At 55.3% G+C, this 19,381-nt stretch carries 18 protein-coding genes; 8 read left to right on the forward strand and 10 right to left on the reverse strand.

Annotation, left to right across the window (positions count from 1 at the left end; all coding sequences use genetic code 11):
• Positions 1 to 137 precede the first annotated feature (137 nt).
• The gene (locus CLV80_RS16995) at positions 138 to 989 is read left to right on the forward strand and encodes a zinc-ribbon domain-containing protein (RefSeq protein ID WP_106359138.1); all 852 of its coding nucleotides are present in this window, start codon (positions 138 to 140) and stop codon (positions 987 to 989) included.
• Positions 990 to 996: 7 nt separating this feature from the next.
• Here the strand turns inward: CLV80_RS16995 and CLV80_RS17000 are convergent, their stop codons facing one another.
• The 5 genes from CLV80_RS17000 to argH form a co-directional block, all read right to left on the reverse strand.
• Complete coding sequence (locus CLV80_RS17000) at positions 997 to 3,618, reverse strand: TIGR02302 family protein (protein WP_311135537.1); 2,622 nt, start codon at positions 3,616 to 3,618, stop codon at positions 997 to 999.
• A 43-nt stretch (positions 3,619 to 3,661) separates the two neighbouring features.
• Positions 3,662 to 4,930 carry a diaminopimelate decarboxylase gene (lysA, locus tag CLV80_RS17005; protein ID WP_106359139.1) on the reverse strand — a complete coding sequence of 423 codons (1,269 nt, stop codon included), beginning with the start codon at positions 4,928 to 4,930 and terminating at the stop codon, positions 3,662 to 3,664.
• Between the two features lie 72 nt (positions 4,931 to 5,002).
• Complete coding sequence (locus CLV80_RS17010; protein WP_106359140.1) at positions 5,003 to 5,341, reverse strand: DUF2834 domain-containing protein; 339 nt, start codon at positions 5,339 to 5,341, stop codon at positions 5,003 to 5,005.
• Positions 5,341 to 5,514 carry a hypothetical protein gene (locus tag CLV80_RS18520; protein ID WP_165793412.1) on the reverse strand — a complete coding sequence of 58 codons (174 nt, stop codon included), beginning with the start codon at positions 5,512 to 5,514 and terminating at the stop codon, positions 5,341 to 5,343. The genes CLV80_RS17010 and CLV80_RS18520 overlap by 1 nt, the downstream gene beginning before the upstream one ends.
• Complete coding sequence (gene argH / locus CLV80_RS17015) at positions 5,511 to 6,899, reverse strand: argininosuccinate lyase (protein WP_106359141.1); 1,389 nt, start codon at positions 6,897 to 6,899, stop codon at positions 5,511 to 5,513. Before argH ends, CLV80_RS18520 begins: the two co-directional genes overlap by 4 nt.
• 13 nt (positions 6,900 to 6,912) lie before the next feature.
• On the opposite strand from argH, the gene CLV80_RS17020 reads away from it, so the two are divergent.
• On the forward strand, positions 6,913 to 7,473 hold the full coding sequence (locus CLV80_RS17020; RefSeq protein ID WP_106359142.1) for a TlpA family protein disulfide reductase: 561 nt from the start codon (positions 6,913 to 6,915) through the stop codon (positions 7,471 to 7,473).
• Here CLV80_RS17020 and CLV80_RS17025 read toward each other — a convergent pair.
• Positions 7,470 to 8,039 carry a YqgE/AlgH family protein gene (locus CLV80_RS17025; RefSeq protein ID WP_106359184.1) on the reverse strand — a complete coding sequence of 190 codons (570 nt, stop codon included), beginning with the start codon at positions 8,037 to 8,039 and terminating at the stop codon, positions 7,470 to 7,472. The two genes, CLV80_RS17020 and CLV80_RS17025, sit on opposite strands and share 4 nt — an antisense overlap.
• A gap of 111 nt (positions 8,040 to 8,150) precedes the next feature.
• Between CLV80_RS17025 and CLV80_RS17030 the strand changes: the two genes are divergently transcribed.
• Positions 8,151 to 8,945, forward strand: a complete 795-nt coding sequence (locus CLV80_RS17030; protein ID WP_311135538.1) for a protein-disulfide reductase DsbD domain-containing protein — start codon at positions 8,151 to 8,153, stop codon at positions 8,943 to 8,945.
• Here the strand turns inward: CLV80_RS17030 and CLV80_RS17035 are convergent.
• Genes CLV80_RS17035 through CLV80_RS17050 form a run of 4 tightly spaced genes read right to left on the reverse strand, consistent with a single transcriptional unit; the run spans position 8,942 to position 15,174 of the window.
• Complete coding sequence (locus tag CLV80_RS17035) at positions 8,942 to 12,340, reverse strand: efflux RND transporter permease subunit (RefSeq protein ID WP_106359144.1); 3,399 nt, start codon at positions 12,338 to 12,340, stop codon at positions 8,942 to 8,944. The two genes, CLV80_RS17030 and CLV80_RS17035, sit on opposite strands and share 4 nt — an antisense overlap.
• Entirely contained in the window at positions 12,340 to 13,797 is a 1,458-nt protein-coding gene (locus CLV80_RS17040; RefSeq protein ID WP_106359145.1) for an efflux RND transporter periplasmic adaptor subunit, read from the reverse strand. Before CLV80_RS17040 ends, CLV80_RS17035 begins: the two co-directional genes overlap by 1 nt.
• A 58-nt stretch (positions 13,798 to 13,855) precedes the next feature.
• Positions 13,856 to 14,398 carry a molybdenum cofactor biosynthesis protein B gene (moaB, locus tag CLV80_RS17045; RefSeq protein WP_106359146.1) on the reverse strand — a complete coding sequence of 181 codons (543 nt, stop codon included), beginning with the start codon at positions 14,396 to 14,398 and terminating at the stop codon, positions 13,856 to 13,858.
• Positions 14,395 to 15,174 (reverse strand): uracil-DNA glycosylase, encoded by a 780-nt coding sequence (locus tag CLV80_RS17050; protein WP_106359147.1) that lies wholly within the window; start codon positions 15,172 to 15,174, stop codon positions 14,395 to 14,397. Before CLV80_RS17050 ends, moaB begins: the two co-directional genes overlap by 4 nt.
• 183 nt (positions 15,175 to 15,357) lie before the next feature.
• Here CLV80_RS17050 and CLV80_RS17055 point away from each other — a divergent pair, with 183 nt between their 5' ends.
• From CLV80_RS17055 to CLV80_RS17075, 5 genes are all read left to right on the forward strand, one after another.
• Complete coding sequence (locus CLV80_RS17055) at positions 15,358 to 16,314, forward strand: aspartate carbamoyltransferase catalytic subunit (RefSeq protein ID WP_106359148.1); 957 nt, start codon at positions 15,358 to 15,360, stop codon at positions 16,312 to 16,314.
• A 6-nt stretch (positions 16,315 to 16,320) separates the two neighbouring features.
• On the forward strand, positions 16,321 to 16,842 hold the full coding sequence (locus CLV80_RS17060) for a hypothetical protein (protein ID WP_106359149.1): 522 nt from the start codon (positions 16,321 to 16,323) through the stop codon (positions 16,840 to 16,842).
• 40 nt (positions 16,843 to 16,882) lie between these two features.
• Entirely contained in the window at positions 16,883 to 18,163 is a 1,281-nt protein-coding gene (pyrC, locus tag CLV80_RS17065) for a dihydroorotase (protein WP_106359150.1), read from the forward strand.
• Entirely contained in the window at positions 18,163 to 18,771 is a 609-nt protein-coding gene (plsY, locus tag CLV80_RS17070; RefSeq protein ID WP_106359151.1) for a glycerol-3-phosphate 1-O-acyltransferase PlsY, read from the forward strand. The genes pyrC and plsY overlap by 1 nt, the downstream gene beginning before the upstream one ends.
• A 167-nt stretch (positions 18,772 to 18,938) precedes the next feature.
• Positions 18,939 to 19,370 carry a hypothetical protein gene (locus CLV80_RS17075; RefSeq protein ID WP_133169790.1) on the forward strand — a complete coding sequence of 144 codons (432 nt, stop codon included), beginning with the start codon at positions 18,939 to 18,941 and terminating at the stop codon, positions 19,368 to 19,370.
• Positions 19,371 to 19,381 lie beyond the last annotated feature (11 nt).

Consider the following 19,381-nt stretch of genomic DNA (forward strand, 5'->3'; position numbering starts at 1 on the left):
CTAAATCAGCGCACGGTTACAATGACCGCTGAAATCACAATCATGCAAAAGCTTTGCGTTTGATGCTATGGTTGGTAGATTGATGCAGGTTTAGTGGTTTTTAATAATTTTGTGTCGGGCAGAAGGACAATATAAAAATGCGGCTGATTTGCCCTAAATGTAATGCTCAGTATGATATCGCTAGCGATGCGATCCCAGAAGGTGGGCGCGATGTTCAATGTTCGAGCTGCTCTCACACGTGGTTCCAGACAGAACAGACCCCGCCAGCAGCCAGCACAGTTGTACCAACGCCGCCGCCGGCCCCTGTTTCAAGCCCTGCGTCAGATGTTGAAGCAGCAATCACAAAGCGCAAACCGTTGGATTCTTCTATCGCTGATATTTTGCGCCAAGAGGCCGCGCGCGAAAACACCGGTGGGCTTGCCCCAACACCAACGCCCGACGCCCCTGCACAACAAGATATACGCGAACCCGCGCTTACTCGTCCTGCAGAAACGATCAACAAAGATGAGACCCGCCGCCGCATATCGATGATGGCTGCTGAAGACACAACAACACCAGCGACAGTCGCCGCGGCCGCAACCGGTGCTGTTGCGGCAGCTGCAAACATGCGATCGGTGCCAAGCATCGACGAGATCAACGAACAGCTACGCGCGAGGTCGCAGAATGGTGACGGCTCAAACCTGACCGAGGTAGAGCAACAAGAGGTTGCACAACGTCGCGGGTTCCGTCGCGGATTTACCTTAATGCTGCTGCTGCTCGCAATTTTGATCGCACCGTATTTTTTCGCAGACAAAATTATCGACCAGCTGCCACAGCTGGCTGACCCGATGGAATCTTATGTGGAAATCGTCGACAACACCCGGCTTTGGCTGAACGATCAGTTCCAGAACGCGCGTGGGCTTATCGAAGGGTTTACAGGTGCCGAAGATGCCACTGCACCCGCAGTTGATACAGCGCCACCGTCGGCACCCACCGCACCACCGGAATAAATCCTAGTTAAAACTGATCGAGCAAGCGGCGCAGATAGTCGCGCTCGATCTCTGGACGGTTTTGGTCGCCTGATCTGCGGCGGATTTCGTCCAGTAACTCTTCGGCGCGACGATTGATATCGACACCACCAAGCAGCTCTTGGTCAGTGCCAGAAGGGCCAGCGTTTCCAACCTGACGCCCAAGCGGATCACGTGCGCCGGGTACCGGACGCCCACCTGCATCGCCCTGTTCAGTGCCTTGTCCCGGGTCAGTATTACCGTTTTCGGCCAGCGCCTGCTCAAGTTCACGCATCCCGTTCCGCAACGCATCCATTGCTTCAGCTTGGCGGTCGATTGCTTCTGCTAGGTCGCCATTACGCAAGGCGTCCTCTGCGCCTTCCATTGCGCCTTCGGCACGGTCGAGCGACCGGCGCGCAACGTCGCCAGCGCTGCCATCAAGGTTAGGCAGCCCATCACGTTGCCGTTGAAGTTCATCGCGCAAGGCCTGTTGACGTTCCGCAAGGGTGCGTTGATCGCCCGCGCCGCCTGAACCATCTTCGCCTTGCTGCCCGCCTTGGCCACCCTCACCCGGGTTTTCACCTTGTCCCTGTTGCCCATCAGGGCCAGGTTGTTTACCGTTTTGGCCTTGATCGCCCGGCTCTTCGCCAGATTGTCCGCTTTCTTGACCTTGTTCACCTTGATCGCCGGGTTGATCTGATTGTTCGCCTTGCTGGCCGGGATTGAACTGTTCTTGCAGGTCGCGAAATGCGTCATCAGACAAGTCTTGTTGGTCACGCAGCGTTTCAGCAAGATCCTGCATGGACTGTTGCCCGGGCGTCTGCGGTCCGTTGCCCCCTTCGCCTTGGGTGATGCGCAGGTTTTCCATCATCTCGTTCAGCTGTTCCATCAGCTCTTGCGCTTCGGCCATGCGACCCTCTTGCATGAGCTCTTCGATACGATCCATCAGCGCCTGAAGTTCATCCATCGACAGTTCAGTCGAGTTCCCACTGTTGTCAGCCTGATCGGTCCCATCGCTTGGTTCCATCTCTTCTGCCAACATGCGCATGTAATCATTGGTTGCTTCGCGCAATTCCTGCATCAGCTCGGCGATTTCTTCATCGGACGCGCCATTGCGCATCGCCTCTGCTAGACGCTCTTGGGCGCGCTCAAGCCGCTTGCGCGCATCGGCCAAACGTCCGTCTTCAAGCTGCACCGCCAATTCCCAAAGCGCATCGACAATCTCGGCCTGACCTTCGTCGTTCATGCCGAATTCGGCCATCCGGTCCAATTGGCGGATAATCGTGCGAAGCCGCAGATAAGGTGCCTCTTCGATTGAGAGGTCTTCTGGACGGTTGGATAGCGCACGTAGCACTTGGTCCACGCGACGCACGTTCGCTTTGGACCACATCAGGTCACGGCGCTGTTCGATCACTGCTTTGGCAAATGGCTGAAAGAAACGCCGCCCGGGCAGGATCATTGGTTCCGCCGGGGCGTCAGTACTTAGCCCAGCTGCGTCAACCACCTGCAACTGCATCGTTACTGGCAAGTTGGCCAAAGGATGCTCGCTCAGGTTCTCAATCAGGAATTCTTCGAAATCAGTCCGGTCCCCAGTGAATGGCATCGGCAAGTCCAACACCAAGGGTTCGATCGGATCAGGGTCGATGGTCAGACCGTATTCGCGGGTTACCGCAGTCAAGTCCAAGGCAATCGTCGCAGTGCCGCTTTCGACGCCATAATCGTCGAGCGCCATAAACGGTTGGGAAAGCTCGCCCATAGCATCAGATTCGATCGGGCCGGTTAGCTCGACCTCTGGCGGGGCATCGGTGATTGCGGTGATGTCCCAAGCAATGCCGTTTTCGCCCTCGACAGACAGCGTGCCAGATTGCGCCACATCGAACTGCTGTTGCGCATCAGATGCAGCGCCCACTTCGCCTGTGCGCCCTGAAATGGTTTCTGCAACCGTCAGCGCGCCGACTTCGCCATAAAGGCGCAGGGTCACTTGGCTACCTTCGGGTACGGCCAAATCCCCGGCTGGGATATCATTCAGATAAATCGCAGGCTTGCCAGTATACGCAGGGGGTTCGACCCAGCCCTCCCATACCGGACCGGTGACAAGGCTTGGATCGCTGCCAGCCACCATGTCGCCAACCGTCGTGACCCGCAAAAGCGACCCAAACAACAAAGCAACCACGAAGAACAGCAATGCTATAAACCGCAGCCCAAATGGATCGCGATCCGTCAGCCGCAGGTTCGGCTCAATCGCATGGGCTGACTTGGTGCGTTCAGCCATGCGTGCGATATGCGCATTCCAAACAGCTTGCGAAGCTGGATCACTTGCGCCAATGGCCTGGGTATCAGCAATGGCCGCAATGGGGCGGCCCGGCATAGCGGCATCAACACGCGCGACGGCCTCTGCCCTTTTGGGAATGCGGAACCAACGCAGCCCCCAAATCAGCGCAGCAAAGGTTGCAATCGCGGCAACGACGACACCAGCCCAGAATGCCTCGAGCGGGAGCTGTTCGTGCCACCCCATCATCAAAGGCGTCAGAATCAACAACAGCACCGTCCAAAGCGGCCAAAATGCCCGCACGGTTTGTTCTGCGATCATGCCCAAACGCGTGAGCGTGATAGGCCAGCGCAGGTGACGCAATTGCTCGGACTGGTCCTTCAGCGGGCCTCTCCTGTTACTTCGGCTACTTTAGCCATGGGGGTAGTGTATCGCGCGCAATCATTTCTTCATAGGTCGGGCGCTTACGGATAACTGCAAATTGATCCCCATCGACCAAAACCTCTGGGATTAGGGGACGTGAGTTATATTCGGACGCCATCACGGCACCATAGGCACCAGCAGATCGGAACGCGATCAAATCATCGGGGCCGACAGCGGGCATTTCGCGCGCCTTAGCAAAGGTATCGCCGCTTTCGCAGATTGGGCCAACGATATCGTATTTCGCAGGCTCTTCACCCGGTGCAGGTTCAACGACAGGGATGATATCGTGCCATGCCTCGTACATCGCGGGACGGATCAGATCGTTCATAGCGCCGTCAATGATCAGGAATTCGCGATCTTCACCGGATTTCACGTAAATGACTTTGGAAACCAGAATCCCAGCATTCCCTGAAATCAAACGGCCCGGTTCAATCTCAATCTCGCAGCCTAAGTGACCAACAGTTCGCTGAACCATCGCACCGTATTCGGTGGGTAGCGGAGGTGCCTCATTCGAGCGAGTATAAGGAATACCAAGACCGCCACCCAAATCGAGGCGGCTTATTTCATGACCATCAGCGCGCAACTGTTCTGTCAGTTCAGCGACTTTTTTATAGGCCGCCTCAAACGGGGCAAGTTCGGTTAGCTGTGACCCAATGTGCACATCGATCCCAATGACCTTAAGGCCCTGCATTTTTGCAGCCATCGCATAGACCTCGCGCGCGCGCGAAATCGGGATGCCGAACTTGTTTTCGGATTTGCCGGTCGCGATTTTGGCATGCGTTTTGGCGTCGACGTCTGGGTTCACCCGCACGGTGATTGGCGCGACTTTTCCTAGCGACTGCGCAACAGAGTCAAGCATCGCCATCTCGGGTTCGCTTTCGACGTTGAACTGGCGAATACCGCCTTCGAGCGCCACGCGCATTTCGTCTGCGGTTTTCCCGACACCCGAAAACACGATGCGGTCGCCGGGAACGCCAGCAGCTTTGGCGCGCATGTATTCACCTACGGATACAACATCCATGCCAGCCCCAAGGTCAGCAAGGACCTTAAGAACGGCTTGGTTCGACAGGGACTTCATCGCGAAGCAAACGAGGTGGTCACCCCATGAAAGTGCTTCGTCAAAGAGCGTAAAGTGACGTTTCAGCGTCGCCGTGGAGTAGACATAAAACGGGGTGCCAACCGCAGCTGCGATATCAGCTACGGGTACATCTTCGGCGAATAACGCGCCATCACGATACAGAAAGTGATCCAAACTTGTCTTCCTTGTCCAAAATCAGTCTTGGACATATCAGATCAAGGGCAAAGACCAACCCTTGTTTCGCGGTTACAGCGTGCGAACTGTATGGGCGTCGCGTGAAAAAACGACCCGGTCGCGCAGATAGAGATAAAGCGGCAAGCCACAGCTCACGCCGATACAAATCGTAGCGGCGATCGCCCACAAACTTCTTAAGTTACGCGTCTTTGCCACCTCGGATAAAATCCAAATGATCAGTACGATTGCAGCAATCGTTACATCCCAAGTCAGACCAGTTGACGCCAAGTTCGCGCGCCAACCATCGACCAGCCCTGTAAGGCTCCAGCCTTCGATCTGAAACCACTGAATGAAAAAGTACATCGGATGTACCGCGCCCCAAATGGCCAAAACTAGATAAACCGGACGCATTAGAAACTAGCCCCAACACTGACGGCACCATTGGTTGCGCCGACGCTGGTGCTGGTGCTTACGCCCCCAGTACCAACGCTAAGCCCAACGTTTGCAGCGGGCCGCCATGGCGCGCCATCGGCGCCACAACTGGCAAGCGCGCCAACCGACAGAATCAAAGCAATTCGTTTCATCCAAGTACCTCTTTCCAATGCGCGACCTGCGCGCGAACCTGCTCTGGGGCTGTGCCGCCAAAGCTCATTCGCGAGGCGACGGAGTTTTCAACCCCAAGCACATCAAAAACATCGGCGCGGATACCAGCATGAACTGACTGCATGTCCTCAAGCGTCAGGTCTGGCAGGTCACAGCCCTTACCTTCGGCCATAGCAACAAGCGATCCGGTCACATGGTGCGCGTCACGGAACGGTAGCCCAAGTTCGCGCACCAGCCAATCCGCCAGATCAGTTGCAGTCGAAAATCCGCTGGAAGCCGCCGCTTTGAGGCTTTCGCGGTTCGCGGTCATATCGGAAACCATGCCTGTCATCGCAGCAAGCGCCAGCATCAGGTTGTCTGCGGCGTCAAAGGTTTGTTCTTTGTCTTCCTGCATATCCTTGGAATAGGTTAGCGGAAGCCCTTTCATCACTGTCATCAACGCAACGTTGGCACCAAAGATGCGGCCGATCTTAGCGCGGATCAGTTCTGCGGCGTCGGGGTTGCGTTTCTGTGGCATGATGGAAGACCCAGTTGACCATTTGTCGGACATCTTCACAAAGCGGAACTGTGCAGACGACCAGATCACCAGCTCTTCGGCCATGCGTGAAAGGTGCATCGCACAAATGCTGCTTGCGGCAAGGAATTCGAGCGCAAAGTCACGGTCAGAAACGGCGTCCAGAGAGTTGGACATCGGACGATCAAATCCCAATTCTTTTGCTGTCATCTCACGATCAATCGGGAATGATGTTCCAGCCAGCGCCGCCGCACCCAAAGGCGATGTGTTCATACGCTTGCGTGCATCTGCAAAACGCGAACGGTCACGTGCGAACATTTCCACGTAGGCCAACATGTGATGGCCCCAAGTCACAGGCTGCGCAGTTTGCAGGTGGGTAAAGCCGGGCATGACCCAGTCTGCGCCTGCTTCGGCCTGACCAAGCAGCGCATTTTGTAGGGCAGCCAGTGCTTCGTCCGCTTGGTCACATTGATCACGGACCCAAAGGCGGAAATCGACGGCAACCTGATCGTTACGCGACCGGGCCGTGTGCAAGCGGCCAGCTGGTTCGCCAACCAATTCTTTCAAACGCGATTCCACATTCATGTGAATGTCTTCCAACGCAGCCGAGAATTCAAACTTTCCTGTTTCAATCTCTGACAATACGGTGACCAGACCTTCCTTAATCGCCGCGGCGTCGGTATCACTGATTATGCCTTTGGCAGCCAACATGGTTGCATGGGCAAGCGAACCTGTGATGTCTTGCGGCGCGAGGCGGCGGTCATACCCGATTGAAGCGTTAATCGCCTCCATAATCGCGTCTGGTCCGGCGGCGAAACGCCCGCCCCACATCGAGTTTGCGGTCTTGGTCATGAGGAAAAAGCCTATGCGGAAGTTAATGTCAGCCCTGCTTTATACGGCCCTAGCTGTTGTTGCAAATACTGCCACCGCCGACACCACAATGATTGAAGCCCTGCGCGAAGGTGACATGCGCAAGTTAACCTTTCATGAAACCGCGATAGCTGCTCCTGACGTTCCATTTCTGGCCGAGGACGGCCGTGAAATGACGCTCGCTGCGTATCAAGGGCAGTATGTTGTCCTAAACTTCTGGGCCACTTGGTGCGCCCCGTGCCGATTAGAGATGCCGCATCTTGCTTCGCTCCAAGAACAGATGGGCGGCGATGACATGCAAGTCGTCACGATCGCAACAGGCCGCAACCCTGCACCGGCCATTGATCGGTTCTTAGCTGAAATTGAAGTCGACAATTTGCCAAAATATACCGATCCTCGCCAAAGACTAGCGCGCAGCATGGGCGTGCTTGGGCTACCGGTTACGATTTTGCTGGATCGTCAAGGAAAAGAAATTGCGCGTATGCAGGGCGAGGCAGACTGGTCAAGTGACAGCGCTATTGCCATTGTGCAGGCACTTATCGCTAACGATAGCTAAGCCCGGCCAGCGGTATCAGAAAGCAATATGGGATCAATTCCCATATGCTTTAGCGCTGCGGTCCATTTGTGTTCGTTTGCACGACCAAAGACAATATCGCTGCGCGCTTCGCAGGTCAGCCAACCATTATGCGCGATTTCGGACTCTAGCTGCCCGGGTCCCCAGCCTGCATAACCAAGCGCCAGCAACGATGTGTCGGGGCCAGTACCTTTGGCGATGTCTTCGATCACGTCTAATGTCGCGCTCATTGAGATATCTTGCGCAACATTTAGCGTACCCACTGCAGCTTTGTAATCGCTGGAATGCAGGACAAACCCGCGCGATTGATCGACCGGCCCCCCAAAATGCACGCGAATATCGCGCACCCCAGATGCCTTTTCGATCTCCAACTGATCAAGCAAATCAGAAAACTGCACCTCGGTTTGAGGCTTGTTCACGATTAATCCCATGCCCCCATCTTCGGAATGGGCGCACATATAGATCACGCTATGGGCAAATCTTGGATCATCCATAGCAGGCATGGCGATCAGCAATTTACCTGTCAAACTAGGTTCCTGAGCTTTCATGCGCCGCAAACTGTTCATCATTTACTCTATATGCAAGCAATAACGTTGCAGTGGATCGCCTGAAAGTGACTTCCTATTGCAGGCCGGATGCATAATTAATCCGGTATGCGTATGATTTCTTTGATTCCCTTGGCCATGTTGGCCCTTTCTTCACCAGGCTGGGCTTCTCCTTATGATAAGCTCGCGCAGGTCGAAGTCATTCCTGGATGGCGTAATGCCAACGGCGATCACATCGCAGGGTTGCGGATCACGCTGGCGCCGGGTTGGAAAACCTATTGGCGCGCGCCGGGTGACGCGGGGATTCCCCCCAGTTTTTCTTTTTCCGGATCGGAGAATATTCGTGCAGTCGCCCCGCACTGGCCTGTCCCCGAAGTGTTCAACAGCAATGGGATGCAGACGATTGGCTATCATGACGGTGTCGTGTTTCCATTGACTGTATTCACTGATGCACCCGATCAGCCTATGCAAATCAGCGGGCGAATCGACATTGGTGTCTGTGAAGAAATTTGTATCCCCGTCAGCCTTAGCTTTGACGCGGCGTTACCGATTGATGGCGGCCGCGACAGTGCAATCACTGCCGCACTTGTTGATCGTCCGATGACCCAGTCAGAGGCAGGCATTGGCCCGGTGTCTTGCAGCATAGACCCCATTCGTGACGGACTGCGTGTTACAACAAAGTTTGACCTTCCCCCGCTAAGCACCGACGAAGTTGTCGTCGTGGAATCGGGTGACGCGAACGTCTGGGTCTCAGAAGCCCAAACACAGAGATACGGCGATCAGATCAGCGCAACGGTTGATATGGTGCATCACAGCGGATCAGCATTCGCACTGGACCGATCGCGCGTGAAAATATCCGTTTTTGGCGGGCACCAAGCGATTGAAATACTTGGTTGCGCGGGGCGTTAAGCACCGCTGCGTTTCGCACCAGTGCCTAGCAAAGCAGCGAGATAAATGCCGCCCACGACAGCCAACAAAGACACGACATAGATTCCGAAGGCGGCAATGAACCCACCCTGCCCTAAGACTGGCATGATCGTAACCGCAGGTGCCCATGCGGCGCCGGTAACTAGCAGGGGTAAGATCAACGCTGAAAACAGTGCAGTTGCGCAAATGCCAGCGATTGCTGCAGGCACAAACATCGCAGCACGGCGCGCCCTGAACGCGCGCTTTGCAGATGTGATTTGGTGCCTAAAATCCGCCTGCATCGCCATGACAGATGGCACCACGAGCAGCACCAAGACAAACCCAAACGCCAAACCGAATACAAGCGTAATGACTGTTGGTTTTAGGAATTCAGCCTGTGTAGAGCCTTCGTAAAGCAGCGGAGCAAGTCCAAGCACTGTCGTCAACGTCGTCAGCATCACTGGCCGAAGCCGATCAACCGTGCCGTCAATGATGGCCGGGATCAGCCCGCGTTCTTCGGCGTATTCATCAATGGTCGTGACCAGAACAATACTGTCGTTAATGATAATCCCGACCATCCCGATCAGGCCAATGACGGTGAACATGCTCATGGGAATGCCCCATGCGTTGTGGCCGTAAATCGTACCGACCAGCGCAAATGGAATGATCGACATCACCACAACGGGCCGGGTCCAACTGCTGAAAATCCATGAAAGAGTCAGATAGATACCCAGCAAAGCAAGGATTAGTCCGGTGCGCGCATCAGATAAAAATTCGCGTTCTTGTTCACTTTGGCCCGATAGCTGCGTTTCGATACCAAAGTTACTTTCGATACGCGGCAAAATGTCGTCATTGATAAGAGTCTGAATTTCGGTCGCACGGGCCGCATCGTCGCTATCTAAATCGCCAGACACTTCGATTAATTGGATACCATTTTCGCGCCGCACCGTCGAAAACCCCGTACGCGTTTGCACTGTGACCACATCGGCCAGCGGCACATAGATACCGTCCGACGTGCGGATTTGCATGCGGTCAAGAAAGTCGGCCGATAGCTCTGTTTCGGGCATTTCGACTTGAATGGACGCCGAACGGGTCCCATCGGGGTAGGTCGCGGCCTCGATCCCACCTAAGCGGTTGCGCAGCACGCTGCCCAACCCATCAATGCTAAGCCCCAGACGTTCCCCTTGCGGAGTGAGTTCAAGGATCATTTCTTCTTTGTCGTAGGACAGCGAATCTTCGAGGCCGGAAATCTCTCCGAATTGAGCGAGTTCATTTTTCAACGCTTCAGCAGCGCCCTTAAGTGTGTCACTGTCGGCGCCAAACATTTGCACCGACAGGCTATCGCCGCCTGCACCACCGCGGAACCGGCGGAAGCTCACAGTTTCGGCCAGTGGGTGTTGTTGAATGCTATCTTGAAGCGCGCTTACGAAGGCCGCACTGCTGTAGGGGCGGCTATCGCGATCGATCAGTTCAATCGTGATCGCACCCAACTGGTCAGCGTCTTTCGTGTCAGATCCAGCAATCGCGCGGCCCGAATTCCCACCGATTTCAGCAACAACGAATTTCAGGGGGTTATTTCCATATTCCGCTTCGTATTTCGCACCCAAATCGCCGGCCGCGCGTTGCATTTCGCGCATCATCTCTATCGTGTCTTCGCGTGTAGCGCCCGGCAGCATGGCAAAATTGCCGGTGACTTGGCTTTGCTCTGGCGCGTTAAAGAACCGCCAACTGACATCGCCACGGATGAACAGCGCAAGCTGCGATGCAAGCGTGAGCAGTGCCAGAGCAAAAACCGGATAACGCGCCCACACAACAAACCCCATAAATGGGCGGAATAGAGTCTCTCTGAACCACACAAAGCCTTTGTTTACGAACCGCGATGGCGCATCGTACCAGTGGTCTTTTGCGGAATGCCCGATGGTGTGGGACAGGTGATTGGGCAAGATCAAAAAACATTCGGCCAAGCTCGCGATCAGAACCACAATCACGGTGAATGGAATATCGCCGATCATATCCCCAAAGCGACCGCCAATGAGCACGAGGCCATAAAACGCAATAACCGTGGTGATCGTGGCGGACAAAACTGGACTAAACATACGTTTCGCCGCGTTTTCGGATGCGATGACAGGGTGTTCACCCAAATGGCGCACCCGGTAGTCCGCGTGTTCCCCCACCACAATGGCGTCATCCACAACGATCCCTAGCGTAATAATCAACGCGAAAATGGAGATCATGTTGAACGTGATGCCAGATACATACATCAACGCGATTGCCGCCAGCATCGCGACCGGGATACCCGCAGCGACCCAAAATGCAGTGCGCGCATTTAAGAACAGAAACAGAAGGACAACGACAAGCAACAGCCCCGTCGCACCGTTTTCCATCAAGATTTCGAGCCGCGCGGTAATCAGTTCGGCACGGCCGTTGGTAAGCTGAATAGTCACGCCTTCAGGCAATGACGCTGTCAACTCTTCTGCTACATCTTGGACCGTATGCTGTAGTTTGATCGCGTCGCCCTGTGCTGAACGCGTGACCTTGAGCTTGATCGCAGGGTGTTCGTCCACGTAGTAGGCGCGTTCCCGGTCAGTCCCTTCGACCCGAATTGTCGCAACATCCGCAATAGTAAGCTGCGATCCGTCTGCGTTTGAACGCAACACAATCGCACCGATATCTTCGGCACTTCGCTTTGCTACACCTGTGCGCACACGCGCATTCCCAGACACGTCACCTGCAGGGTCTGCGGCGGCTTCTTCGGCGATGCGCGACGCGATATCACTGAGGCCGATGTCGTGTTCAATTATGGACAGTGCGGGTACTTCGACGATGGTCGAGGGCGCGGCAACCCCTTGTACAGACACTTGTGTCACGCCTTCGGCGAATAAACGGGTTGCCAATTCATCGGCAAATCGCGCCAGTTGATCGACACCCACAGGCCCAGCAATGACCACATCGGTAACCGTGTCTGACCAGCCGCCCCGCCGCACGTTAGGGTCTTCGGCGTCAGAAGGAAGGTTGCTTGTACTGTCGACCGCAAGCTGCACGTCTTCGGTGGCGCGTTCGATGTCATAGCCCGGTTCGAACTCAAGCTTGATCGACGCGCGACCTTCAACTGAAGTTGCCTCTGACGACATGACACCTTCTACGGCAAGCAGCGCGGGTTCTAGGACTTGTACGATCGCTGTATCGACATCTTCTGCCCCCGCCCCGGACCATGTTACTGATACCGTCAGATCATCGACCACAACATCGGGGAAATACTGCGCGCGCATCTTTGGCAGCGCCAAGAGCCCTGCTGCCAGCATCAAGACAAGAAGCAAGTTCGCTGCTGTTCGGTGCCGCGTGAAATACGATAGCAATCCGCTTGCGCCGCTTGCTAGATGTTCGCCCCCGGTCGCCATCAGCTTCCCATCCGGCTTTCCAGCCGCTCTACTGTTTCGCTTGAAACTTCGTCTTGTTCTAACTGGGCAAGAATGCGGGCTTTTACGTCATCGGGCATGCGACCGTCGGTAACAAACGCAATGAGCTTTGCGCGCCGGTCAGGGTCTAACCTTAGCATTTCAGGCTCTAACACAGCGATTTCTTGGCCTTCGGGCATGATCGGGCTGACCTTAATTCCGGCACCCAAAAGCGGCGAACGTTCGGCCACAATCGCGCGGCCGGCATAATCACCCACGCTGACAATAACGTTGTCACCTTGGCGGCGCAGCAAACTGACCTGCCCAACGTGAAGCCTTTCGTCGTCACCAATCAACAAAACGGTTTCATCGGCCGCGATGGCCGTAGACGGCACCAATGCGACGTTTTCCAATGCTGGTTCATCAATGCGCACTGTCACAAAGTCACCGGGCCGAAAGCCCAGCGCAGTGTCTAATGTTGCAAACAGCAAACGCCCAGTTTGGCCGCTGGCCACCGATGCGCTTTCGCGGGTAATTTTTCCCGTACCTGCAAGGTTCAACCCCGACACATCCAGCGTCACGGTTACAGGTGCTTGGACAAGCTGACCACGTTCGTCCAACAGTCGTGCATATTGGGATGTAGACACCCGAAATGACACCTCTAGCTGCGTTGGATCAACCAGTTGCGCAAAGGATTCATTCGCGGAAACGCGACCACCTGCGCTAAGGGTGACATTAGACAGTTGACCGTCGAATGCCGCGTATACTTCAGTATCAGAGACATCCCGTTCTGCTTCGGACAGATTGATACGCTGCCGCGCAAGGCTCGTGGTGGCTTGATCAATGCGCGCTTGGGCGGATGCGACAGACTGGCGCTGCGTCAGAACAGATGCCTGCGCAGATGATGAAGCAAGTTCAGCGGTTTCAACCGCAGCCGTCGTTCCCACACCGCGCCCCGCCAAATCTTGGGCACGGGCCAAAGCCTGATCACGTAGTGCAGATTGGGCACGTGCCGCGGTTAATTCATCCTCGGCCAACACAAATGCGCGTTCGGCGTCGCGTAGTTCGGCCTCAGCATCTTGCAAGTCGGCACGCACGCGGTCCAATGCGGCGGTCGCGACGGCTGCATCAATCCGTAAAAGAAGATCGCCTTTGATTACGGTCCCACCGTCGACCAATGCATCACTCACTTCTTCAACGATGCCACCAGTCGCGCTGCGTAAATCAAGCGTCCGCTGACTGCGAAGTTCACCAAAGGCGGTTAGCTCTGGAACGATGGTTTGCGGGTCTAACATGGCGAAATTCACGGATAGGACCCGTTCGCGCTGCGGAAAGCTGCGCGGTTCTTGGTTCATCTTAGCAACGATGGCACCTCGCACCAAACTGCCCGCCCATGCCAGCAGAACAAGCGTCACAGCCAGTAGAAAAACCCCGGTAAGGCTACGTCGCAAAAACCGCATATTTAATTCCTTGAGCTAGGCGCGCATACATTTCTGCAAGATTATACGGAATACAAAACTATTTCCGTCGCAGATGTTCATCTAATCTTGGCATTATCTCGACAAAGTTACAGGGACGGTGCCGATAATCGAGCTGTTTGCACAAAATTTCATCCCACGCGTCCTTGCAAGCACCCGGACTGCCCGGCAAAGCGAACAGATATGTGCCTTGGGCCACGCCAGCAGTTGCACGGCTTTGCACAGCACTTGTCCCGATTTTTTGCATGCTAACCATGGTAAAAACCGTGCCAAAGGCATCGATTTCTTTCTCATACACATCGCGATGCGCCTCGACCGTGACGTCGCGCCCCGTAAGCCCGGTACCCCCGGTCGAGATGACCACATCGATCCCGTCATCAGCACACCATGCACGCAGCTGGTCAGCAATCTGCGCCCGTTCATCAGCGATGATCTTGCGATCCGCTACTACATGTCCTGCGGCAGTGATCCGGTCAACTAGCGTCTGACCTGATTTATCATCTTCCAACTGCCGGGTATCACTTACGGTCAGTACAGCAATGCGGACAGGTACAAAATCAAGCGCCTCGTCAATCCGGCTCATGTCTTTAATCTCGCGTTTACTTCAAGCAAATCGGCCCAGGCCTCGCGCTTGGCCGCAGTGTTGCGTAGCAGATAGGCCGGGTGGAACATTGGCAGACAAGGTTTGCCCAATACCTCGGTCCATGTCCCGCGTATCCGCGTAATCCCTGTTCGCCCAAGAAGCGCCTGACACGGCGTGTTTCCCATCAAGATCACGACATCTGGATCAACCAGCGCAATGTGCCGTTCCAAAAACGGCAGCATCATCGCGATTTCTTCATTATCAGGTGTCCGGTTCGATGGCGGCCGCCACGGCATCACGTTCGTGATATAGACGCTACGGGCAGCATCTTCTTGCGCGCGCCCCAAATTGATCGCACCCAACATCCGATCAAGCAATTGGCCAGCTCGTCCGACAAATGGCTTACCAGCACGATCCTCTTCGCGGCCCGGCGCCTCGCCCACGATCATCACCCTTGCTTCGGGGTTGCCATCGCTAAAGACAAAAGACCGCGCGCCGCGTTTGATCTCACAATGCTCAAACGCCTGCATTGCAGCAGAAAGCGCAGGCAAATCTGCCGCATTCGCTGCGGCTGCTTTGGCAACTGCAACAACGTCGACCTCGACTTCTACAGGTATAGGTGGCGGGCCTGTCAGAGTTTCGGGTTTTGGTTTCGGCTTGGATGCCTCAAGCGTGTAGCGGTCAACAGGGGTGTCCTGAATGGCGTCAGTCGCCCCCAGTTCCACCTGCCATTCCAACAGCGCGCGGTCATCCCAATATGTATTGCCCGAATCCATGTCGCATAGACTACGCGGGAATTCAGAAGATGTGCAGTAGCTTATGCAAAATCTGCAGGAAAGAACGCACGGATGCTACGGGAGGTTTGCATATTGCAGATCCCAACCTCCAATGCCCAGCAAACCATTGATGCCCCTTCGCGGACTGCTATAAGCACTTTAAACCGTGACAAGGGGCCGATCATGACATTTCGCGCAAAACATCTTTTGGGCATTGAACATCTGCACCCGACGGAAATTACCACATTGCTGGATTTAGCCGATAGCTATGCCGAACATAACCGTCGCGGCGTTGCGCATCGTGATGTGCTGGCGGGCATGACGCAGATCAACATGTTCTTTGAAAATTCGACCCGAACACAGGCGAGTTTTGAAATCGCGGGTAAACGTTTGGGCGCCGATGTGATGAACATGGGGATGCAAGCGTCTTCGATAAAAAAGGGCGAAACGCTGATTGATACCGCGCTAACGCTGAATGCGATGCACCCTGATTTGCTGGTTGTTCGGCACCCACATTCCGGCGCGGTCGATTTGCTTGCGCAAAAGGTCAACTGTGCAGTGCTGAATGCTGGCGACGGGAAACACGAACACCCGACACAGGCTTTGCTGGATGCATTGACCATTCGCCGGGCCAAAGGTCGGCTTCACCGTCTGTCCATCGCGATTTGCGGCGATGTCGCGCATAGCCGCGTCGCCCGGTCAAACATCATGCTGTTGGGCAAGATGGAAAACCGCATTCGCCTGATTGCGCCTCCAACCTTGATGCCTTCGGGGATGAATGAATTCGGCTGCGAAGTGTTCGAGAACATGGAAGAGGGGCTAAAAGACGTCGACGTTGTCATGATGCTTCGGCTGCAAAAGGAACGCATGGATGGCGGGTTCATCCCTTCAGAGCGTGAATATTTTCACCGTTACGGGCTGGACGCAGACAAACTGGCGCACGCCAAACCTGACGCCATCGTCATGCACCCCGGCCCAATGAACCGCGGTGTCGAGATCGACGGTAACATCGCTGACGATATCAACCGCTCTGTGATCCAAGAACAGGTCGAAATGGGCGTCGCCGTGCGCATGGCCGCTATGGACCTATTGGCACAAAGCCTTCGCGCGAGTCGTACGCCGCAAGGGCAAATGGTGTGACGACTGATGCAGCTTAACATCCCCGCCAATGATCACGGACAAATTCGGGTCTTCGCGACCGAGTTGCCGTTGCCGCCAGAAGTGACGGGAAAGTCCCCCAAAGGGATTAGGGGCCTGTTCGGTACTAACCTTGACGTGACCTACGTTGATGTCGTTTGCATTGATGATTTGGGCGATATGAGCCTGAGTGATTATATTGCTTCGGGGTATGACATGCAGCCCGATGCGGTCGATAAGGCGGCCGTCGATGCCATCACTGGTTACGCGATTTTGCTGCTTTCACGCGCGACTGGCGGACAAGAGGTCACTTTGAGCCTTGCCCCCGATCTACGGCATGTAACGACATACAGCCCAACCATTCGCATGACACCGCCAACTGAACTGCCCTCTGAAGGTGCCGAAGGCGTCATTACCCCCAAACCCACCAAAGCCCCAAAGTCGGATGCACGTATTGGCGGGATGGTCGCAACCGCCGCCCTTATCGTGATGTTTCTGATTGTGGCCATGATGATTTGGATCGCCGGATGACCCCACGCTGCCCGCTAGAATTTGAGACAGGACCCATCGCATGACCGATATGCTTTTTACCAACGCGCGCCTGATTGATCCGGTGGCCCTGACAGATAGCCTTGGCGCGTTGTTGGTGCGAGACGGCAAGATCGTTGACGTGTATGAAAGCGCGCCCGACGCGAATGGTGCGACCGTGATCGACTGCGGCGGCAAGTGTCTTGCCCCCGGTATTATCGATATCGGCGTTAAGGTGTCGGAACCGGGTGAACGTCACAAAGAGTCCTTTCGTTCTGCTGGTCGTGCGGCAGCGGCAGGTGGTGTGACCACGATTGTCACCCGTCCCGATACCATCCCATCTATCGACACGCCCGAAATTCTAGAGTTTGTCGAACGCCGCGCCCAAGCGGACGCGCCTGTTCACGTCTTGCCTATGGCGGCCTTGACCAAAGGCCGCGATGGCCGCGAAATGACTGAGATCGGGTTTCTGCAGGACGCAGGCGCAGTCGCGTTTTCTGACGCTGACCGGGTGGTTACTGATACCAAAGTATTCAGCCGCGCGCTGACCTATGCCCGCAGTTTGGACGCATTGGTGATCGGTCACACCCAAGATCCAGGGCTTTCCAAAGGTGCAGCTGTAACCTCTGGCAAGTTCGCATCGCTGCGCGGGCTGCCCGGTGTGTCCCCTATGGCCGAACGCATGGCGCTGGACCGCGATATCGCACTGCTGGAAATGACTGGTGCGCGTTATCACGCGAGCCAAATCACGACAGCCCGCGCCCTGCCCGCCCTAGAACGCGCTAAGCGTAACGGGCTTGATATTACCGCAGGCGTTAGCGTTCATCACCTAACGCTGAATGAAATGGATGTCGCGGACTACCGTACATTCTTTAAGGTCAAACCTCCCCTACGCAGCGAAGAAGACCGCGTCGCCGTTGTCCAAGCTGTCGCTGACGGGCTGATAGACATCATCTGTTCGATGCACACGCCGCAAGACGAAGAAAGCAAACGTCTGCCCTATGAGGAAGCAGCCAGCGGTGCCGTGGCACTTGAAACGCTGCTGCCCGCCGCTTTGCGCCTGTACCACGCGGAAATGATCGACCTGCCGCGACTGTTCCGGGCGCTGTCGTTGAACCCGGCACGGTTGCTACGGCTTGACGCCGGTCGGTTACTTGCGGGTGCGCCAGCTGACCTCATCTTGTTCGACCCTGATGCCCCGTTCCAATTGGATCGGACTAAGCTTTTGTCGAAATCGAAAAATACCCCCTTTGACGGTGCGCGTATGCAGGGCAAGGTGCTGGGAACTTGGGTCGATGGCGAACGCGTTTGGGAGAAAGCATAATGCCTGCAATTGAAAGTGGCTTTGCAGTTTTAGCCTTATGGGCTGTGATTGGTTATCTTTTCGGGTCGTTGTCCGGCGGTATGCTCATGGCGCGTGCGATGAACCTTGGGAACCTGCGCGAAATCGGTTCAGGCAATATCGGCGCGACCAATGTGTTACGGACAGGCAACAAAAAGGCGGCTGCGCTTACCTTGCTGTTTGATGCCGCCAAAGGGGCGATCGTCGTATTGCTCGCTCGCGCCTTTGCTGGCGAAGACGCCGCGCAAATTGGTGCGCTTGCTGCCTTTGTTGGGCACTGCCTTCCCGTATGGTTGAATTTCAAGGGCGGTAAGGGTGTTGCGACTTACATCGGCATCTTGCTGGCACTGGCATGGCCGATGGGATTGGTGGCCTGCCTGATCTGGCTCGTGATGGCAGCAGTCACGCGTTATTCTTCGCTTGCTGCGCTGGTCGCTGCGGGTTGGACGCCCATCGTGATGGCGTTCACCGGATATGGGCATAGTTTCTTTTTGGCAGCGTTTCTTTGTCTGCTGATTTATTTTCGGCATTGGGACAATATCAAACGCCTGAAAGCCAACACCGAGACCAAGATCGGGGCAAAGGGTTAACCAAACAATCATCGCATTAGCGACACGGATACGAGGCGCAGTTGTTCATTCAGCTGCGCCTTTTTTCTGTTGGCTCACCACACCCACGGCAAACCCTTGACTTAACTGCACGTACTGCTATTTCTGTTATTACAGAAATTAAGTTAATAAGAATCGGTGAGGTTCAAATGTCTGTCGCAACTCTACTTGCCCCAAATAATCCGAAGCGGACCATCCGCTACTCTGTTAACCCAACGGCATTCGTTGCCGCGCTAATCCTTGCACCCGTCAGCGTAACTTTACTGACGTGTTGGACCATCATCGGACTGTTTGCCTTACCATTTGGGGCAATTCCGTACCTGCTGCTTGGCACCCCAGTCTTACTTTGGGCCGTTACCAAAATCGAACCCGCGTTCTGGAGTTACGCCATACTTGGTTTTGCCGTGAATTTGGTATGCTGCCTCGCTTGCGCTGTCGCGGATGCACTGAACCTCAGCGCTGACGCAGATGATCTGGCGATTATCTTTGGGTTCGGCCTCATCTTTGGCCCTCTCTACGCAGGCGCTTTCGGCATGCTTTACGCGAACTTCCATCCAAACAGACGCATCCTACAAATCTAGAAGGACAAGAC

The sequence above is a fragment of the Yoonia maritima genome (assembly GCF_003003285.1).
Classification (GTDB): domain Bacteria; phylum Pseudomonadota; class Alphaproteobacteria; order Rhodobacterales; family Rhodobacteraceae; genus Yoonia; species Yoonia maritima.

Coding starts and splice junctions, on each gene's coding strand:
- moaB (WP_106359146.1), bottom strand. CDS start 14,398: ATGAGCCGGATTGACGAGGCGCTTGATTTTGTACCTGTCCGCATTGCT.
- CLV80_RS17055 (WP_106359148.1), top strand. CDS start 15,358: ATGACATTTCGCGCAAAACATCTTTTGGGCATTGAACATCTGCACCCG.
- CLV80_RS18520 (WP_165793412.1), bottom strand. CDS start 5,514: ATGAAACGAATTGCTTTGATTCTGTCGGTTGGCGCGCTTGCCAGTTGT.
- argH (WP_106359141.1), bottom strand. CDS start 6,899: ATGACCAAGACCGCAAACTCGATGTGGGGCGGGCGTTTCGCCGCCGGA.
- CLV80_RS17020 (WP_106359142.1), top strand. CDS start 6,913: ATGCGGAAGTTAATGTCAGCCCTGCTTTATACGGCCCTAGCTGTTGTT.
- CLV80_RS16995 (WP_106359138.1), top strand. CDS start 138: ATGCGGCTGATTTGCCCTAAATGTAATGCTCAGTATGATATCGCTAGC.
- CLV80_RS17025 (WP_106359184.1), bottom strand. CDS start 8,039: ATGAAAGCTCAGGAACCTAGTTTGACAGGTAAATTGCTGATCGCCATG.
- CLV80_RS17040 (WP_106359145.1), bottom strand. CDS start 13,797: ATGCGGTTTTTGCGACGTAGCCTTACCGGGGTTTTTCTACTGGCTGTG.
- pyrC (WP_106359150.1), top strand. CDS start 16,883: ATGACCGATATGCTTTTTACCAACGCGCGCCTGATTGATCCGGTGGCC.
- CLV80_RS17010 (WP_106359140.1), bottom strand. CDS start 5,341: ATGCGTCCGGTTTATCTAGTTTTGGCCATTTGGGGCGCGGTACATCCG.
- CLV80_RS17060 (WP_106359149.1), top strand. CDS start 16,321: ATGCAGCTTAACATCCCCGCCAATGATCACGGACAAATTCGGGTCTTC.
- CLV80_RS17030 (WP_311135538.1), top strand. CDS start 8,151: ATGATTTCTTTGATTCCCTTGGCCATGTTGGCCCTTTCTTCACCAGGC.
- plsY (WP_106359151.1), top strand. CDS start 18,163: ATGCCTGCAATTGAAAGTGGCTTTGCAGTTTTAGCCTTATGGGCTGTG.
- CLV80_RS17050 (WP_106359147.1), bottom strand. CDS start 15,174: ATGGATTCGGGCAATACATATTGGGATGACCGCGCGCTGTTGGAATGG.
- CLV80_RS17035 (WP_106359144.1), bottom strand. CDS start 12,340: ATGGCGACCGGGGGCGAACATCTAGCAAGCGGCGCAAGCGGATTGCTA.
- CLV80_RS17075 (WP_133169790.1), top strand. CDS start 18,939: ATGTCTGTCGCAACTCTACTTGCCCCAAATAATCCGAAGCGGACCATC.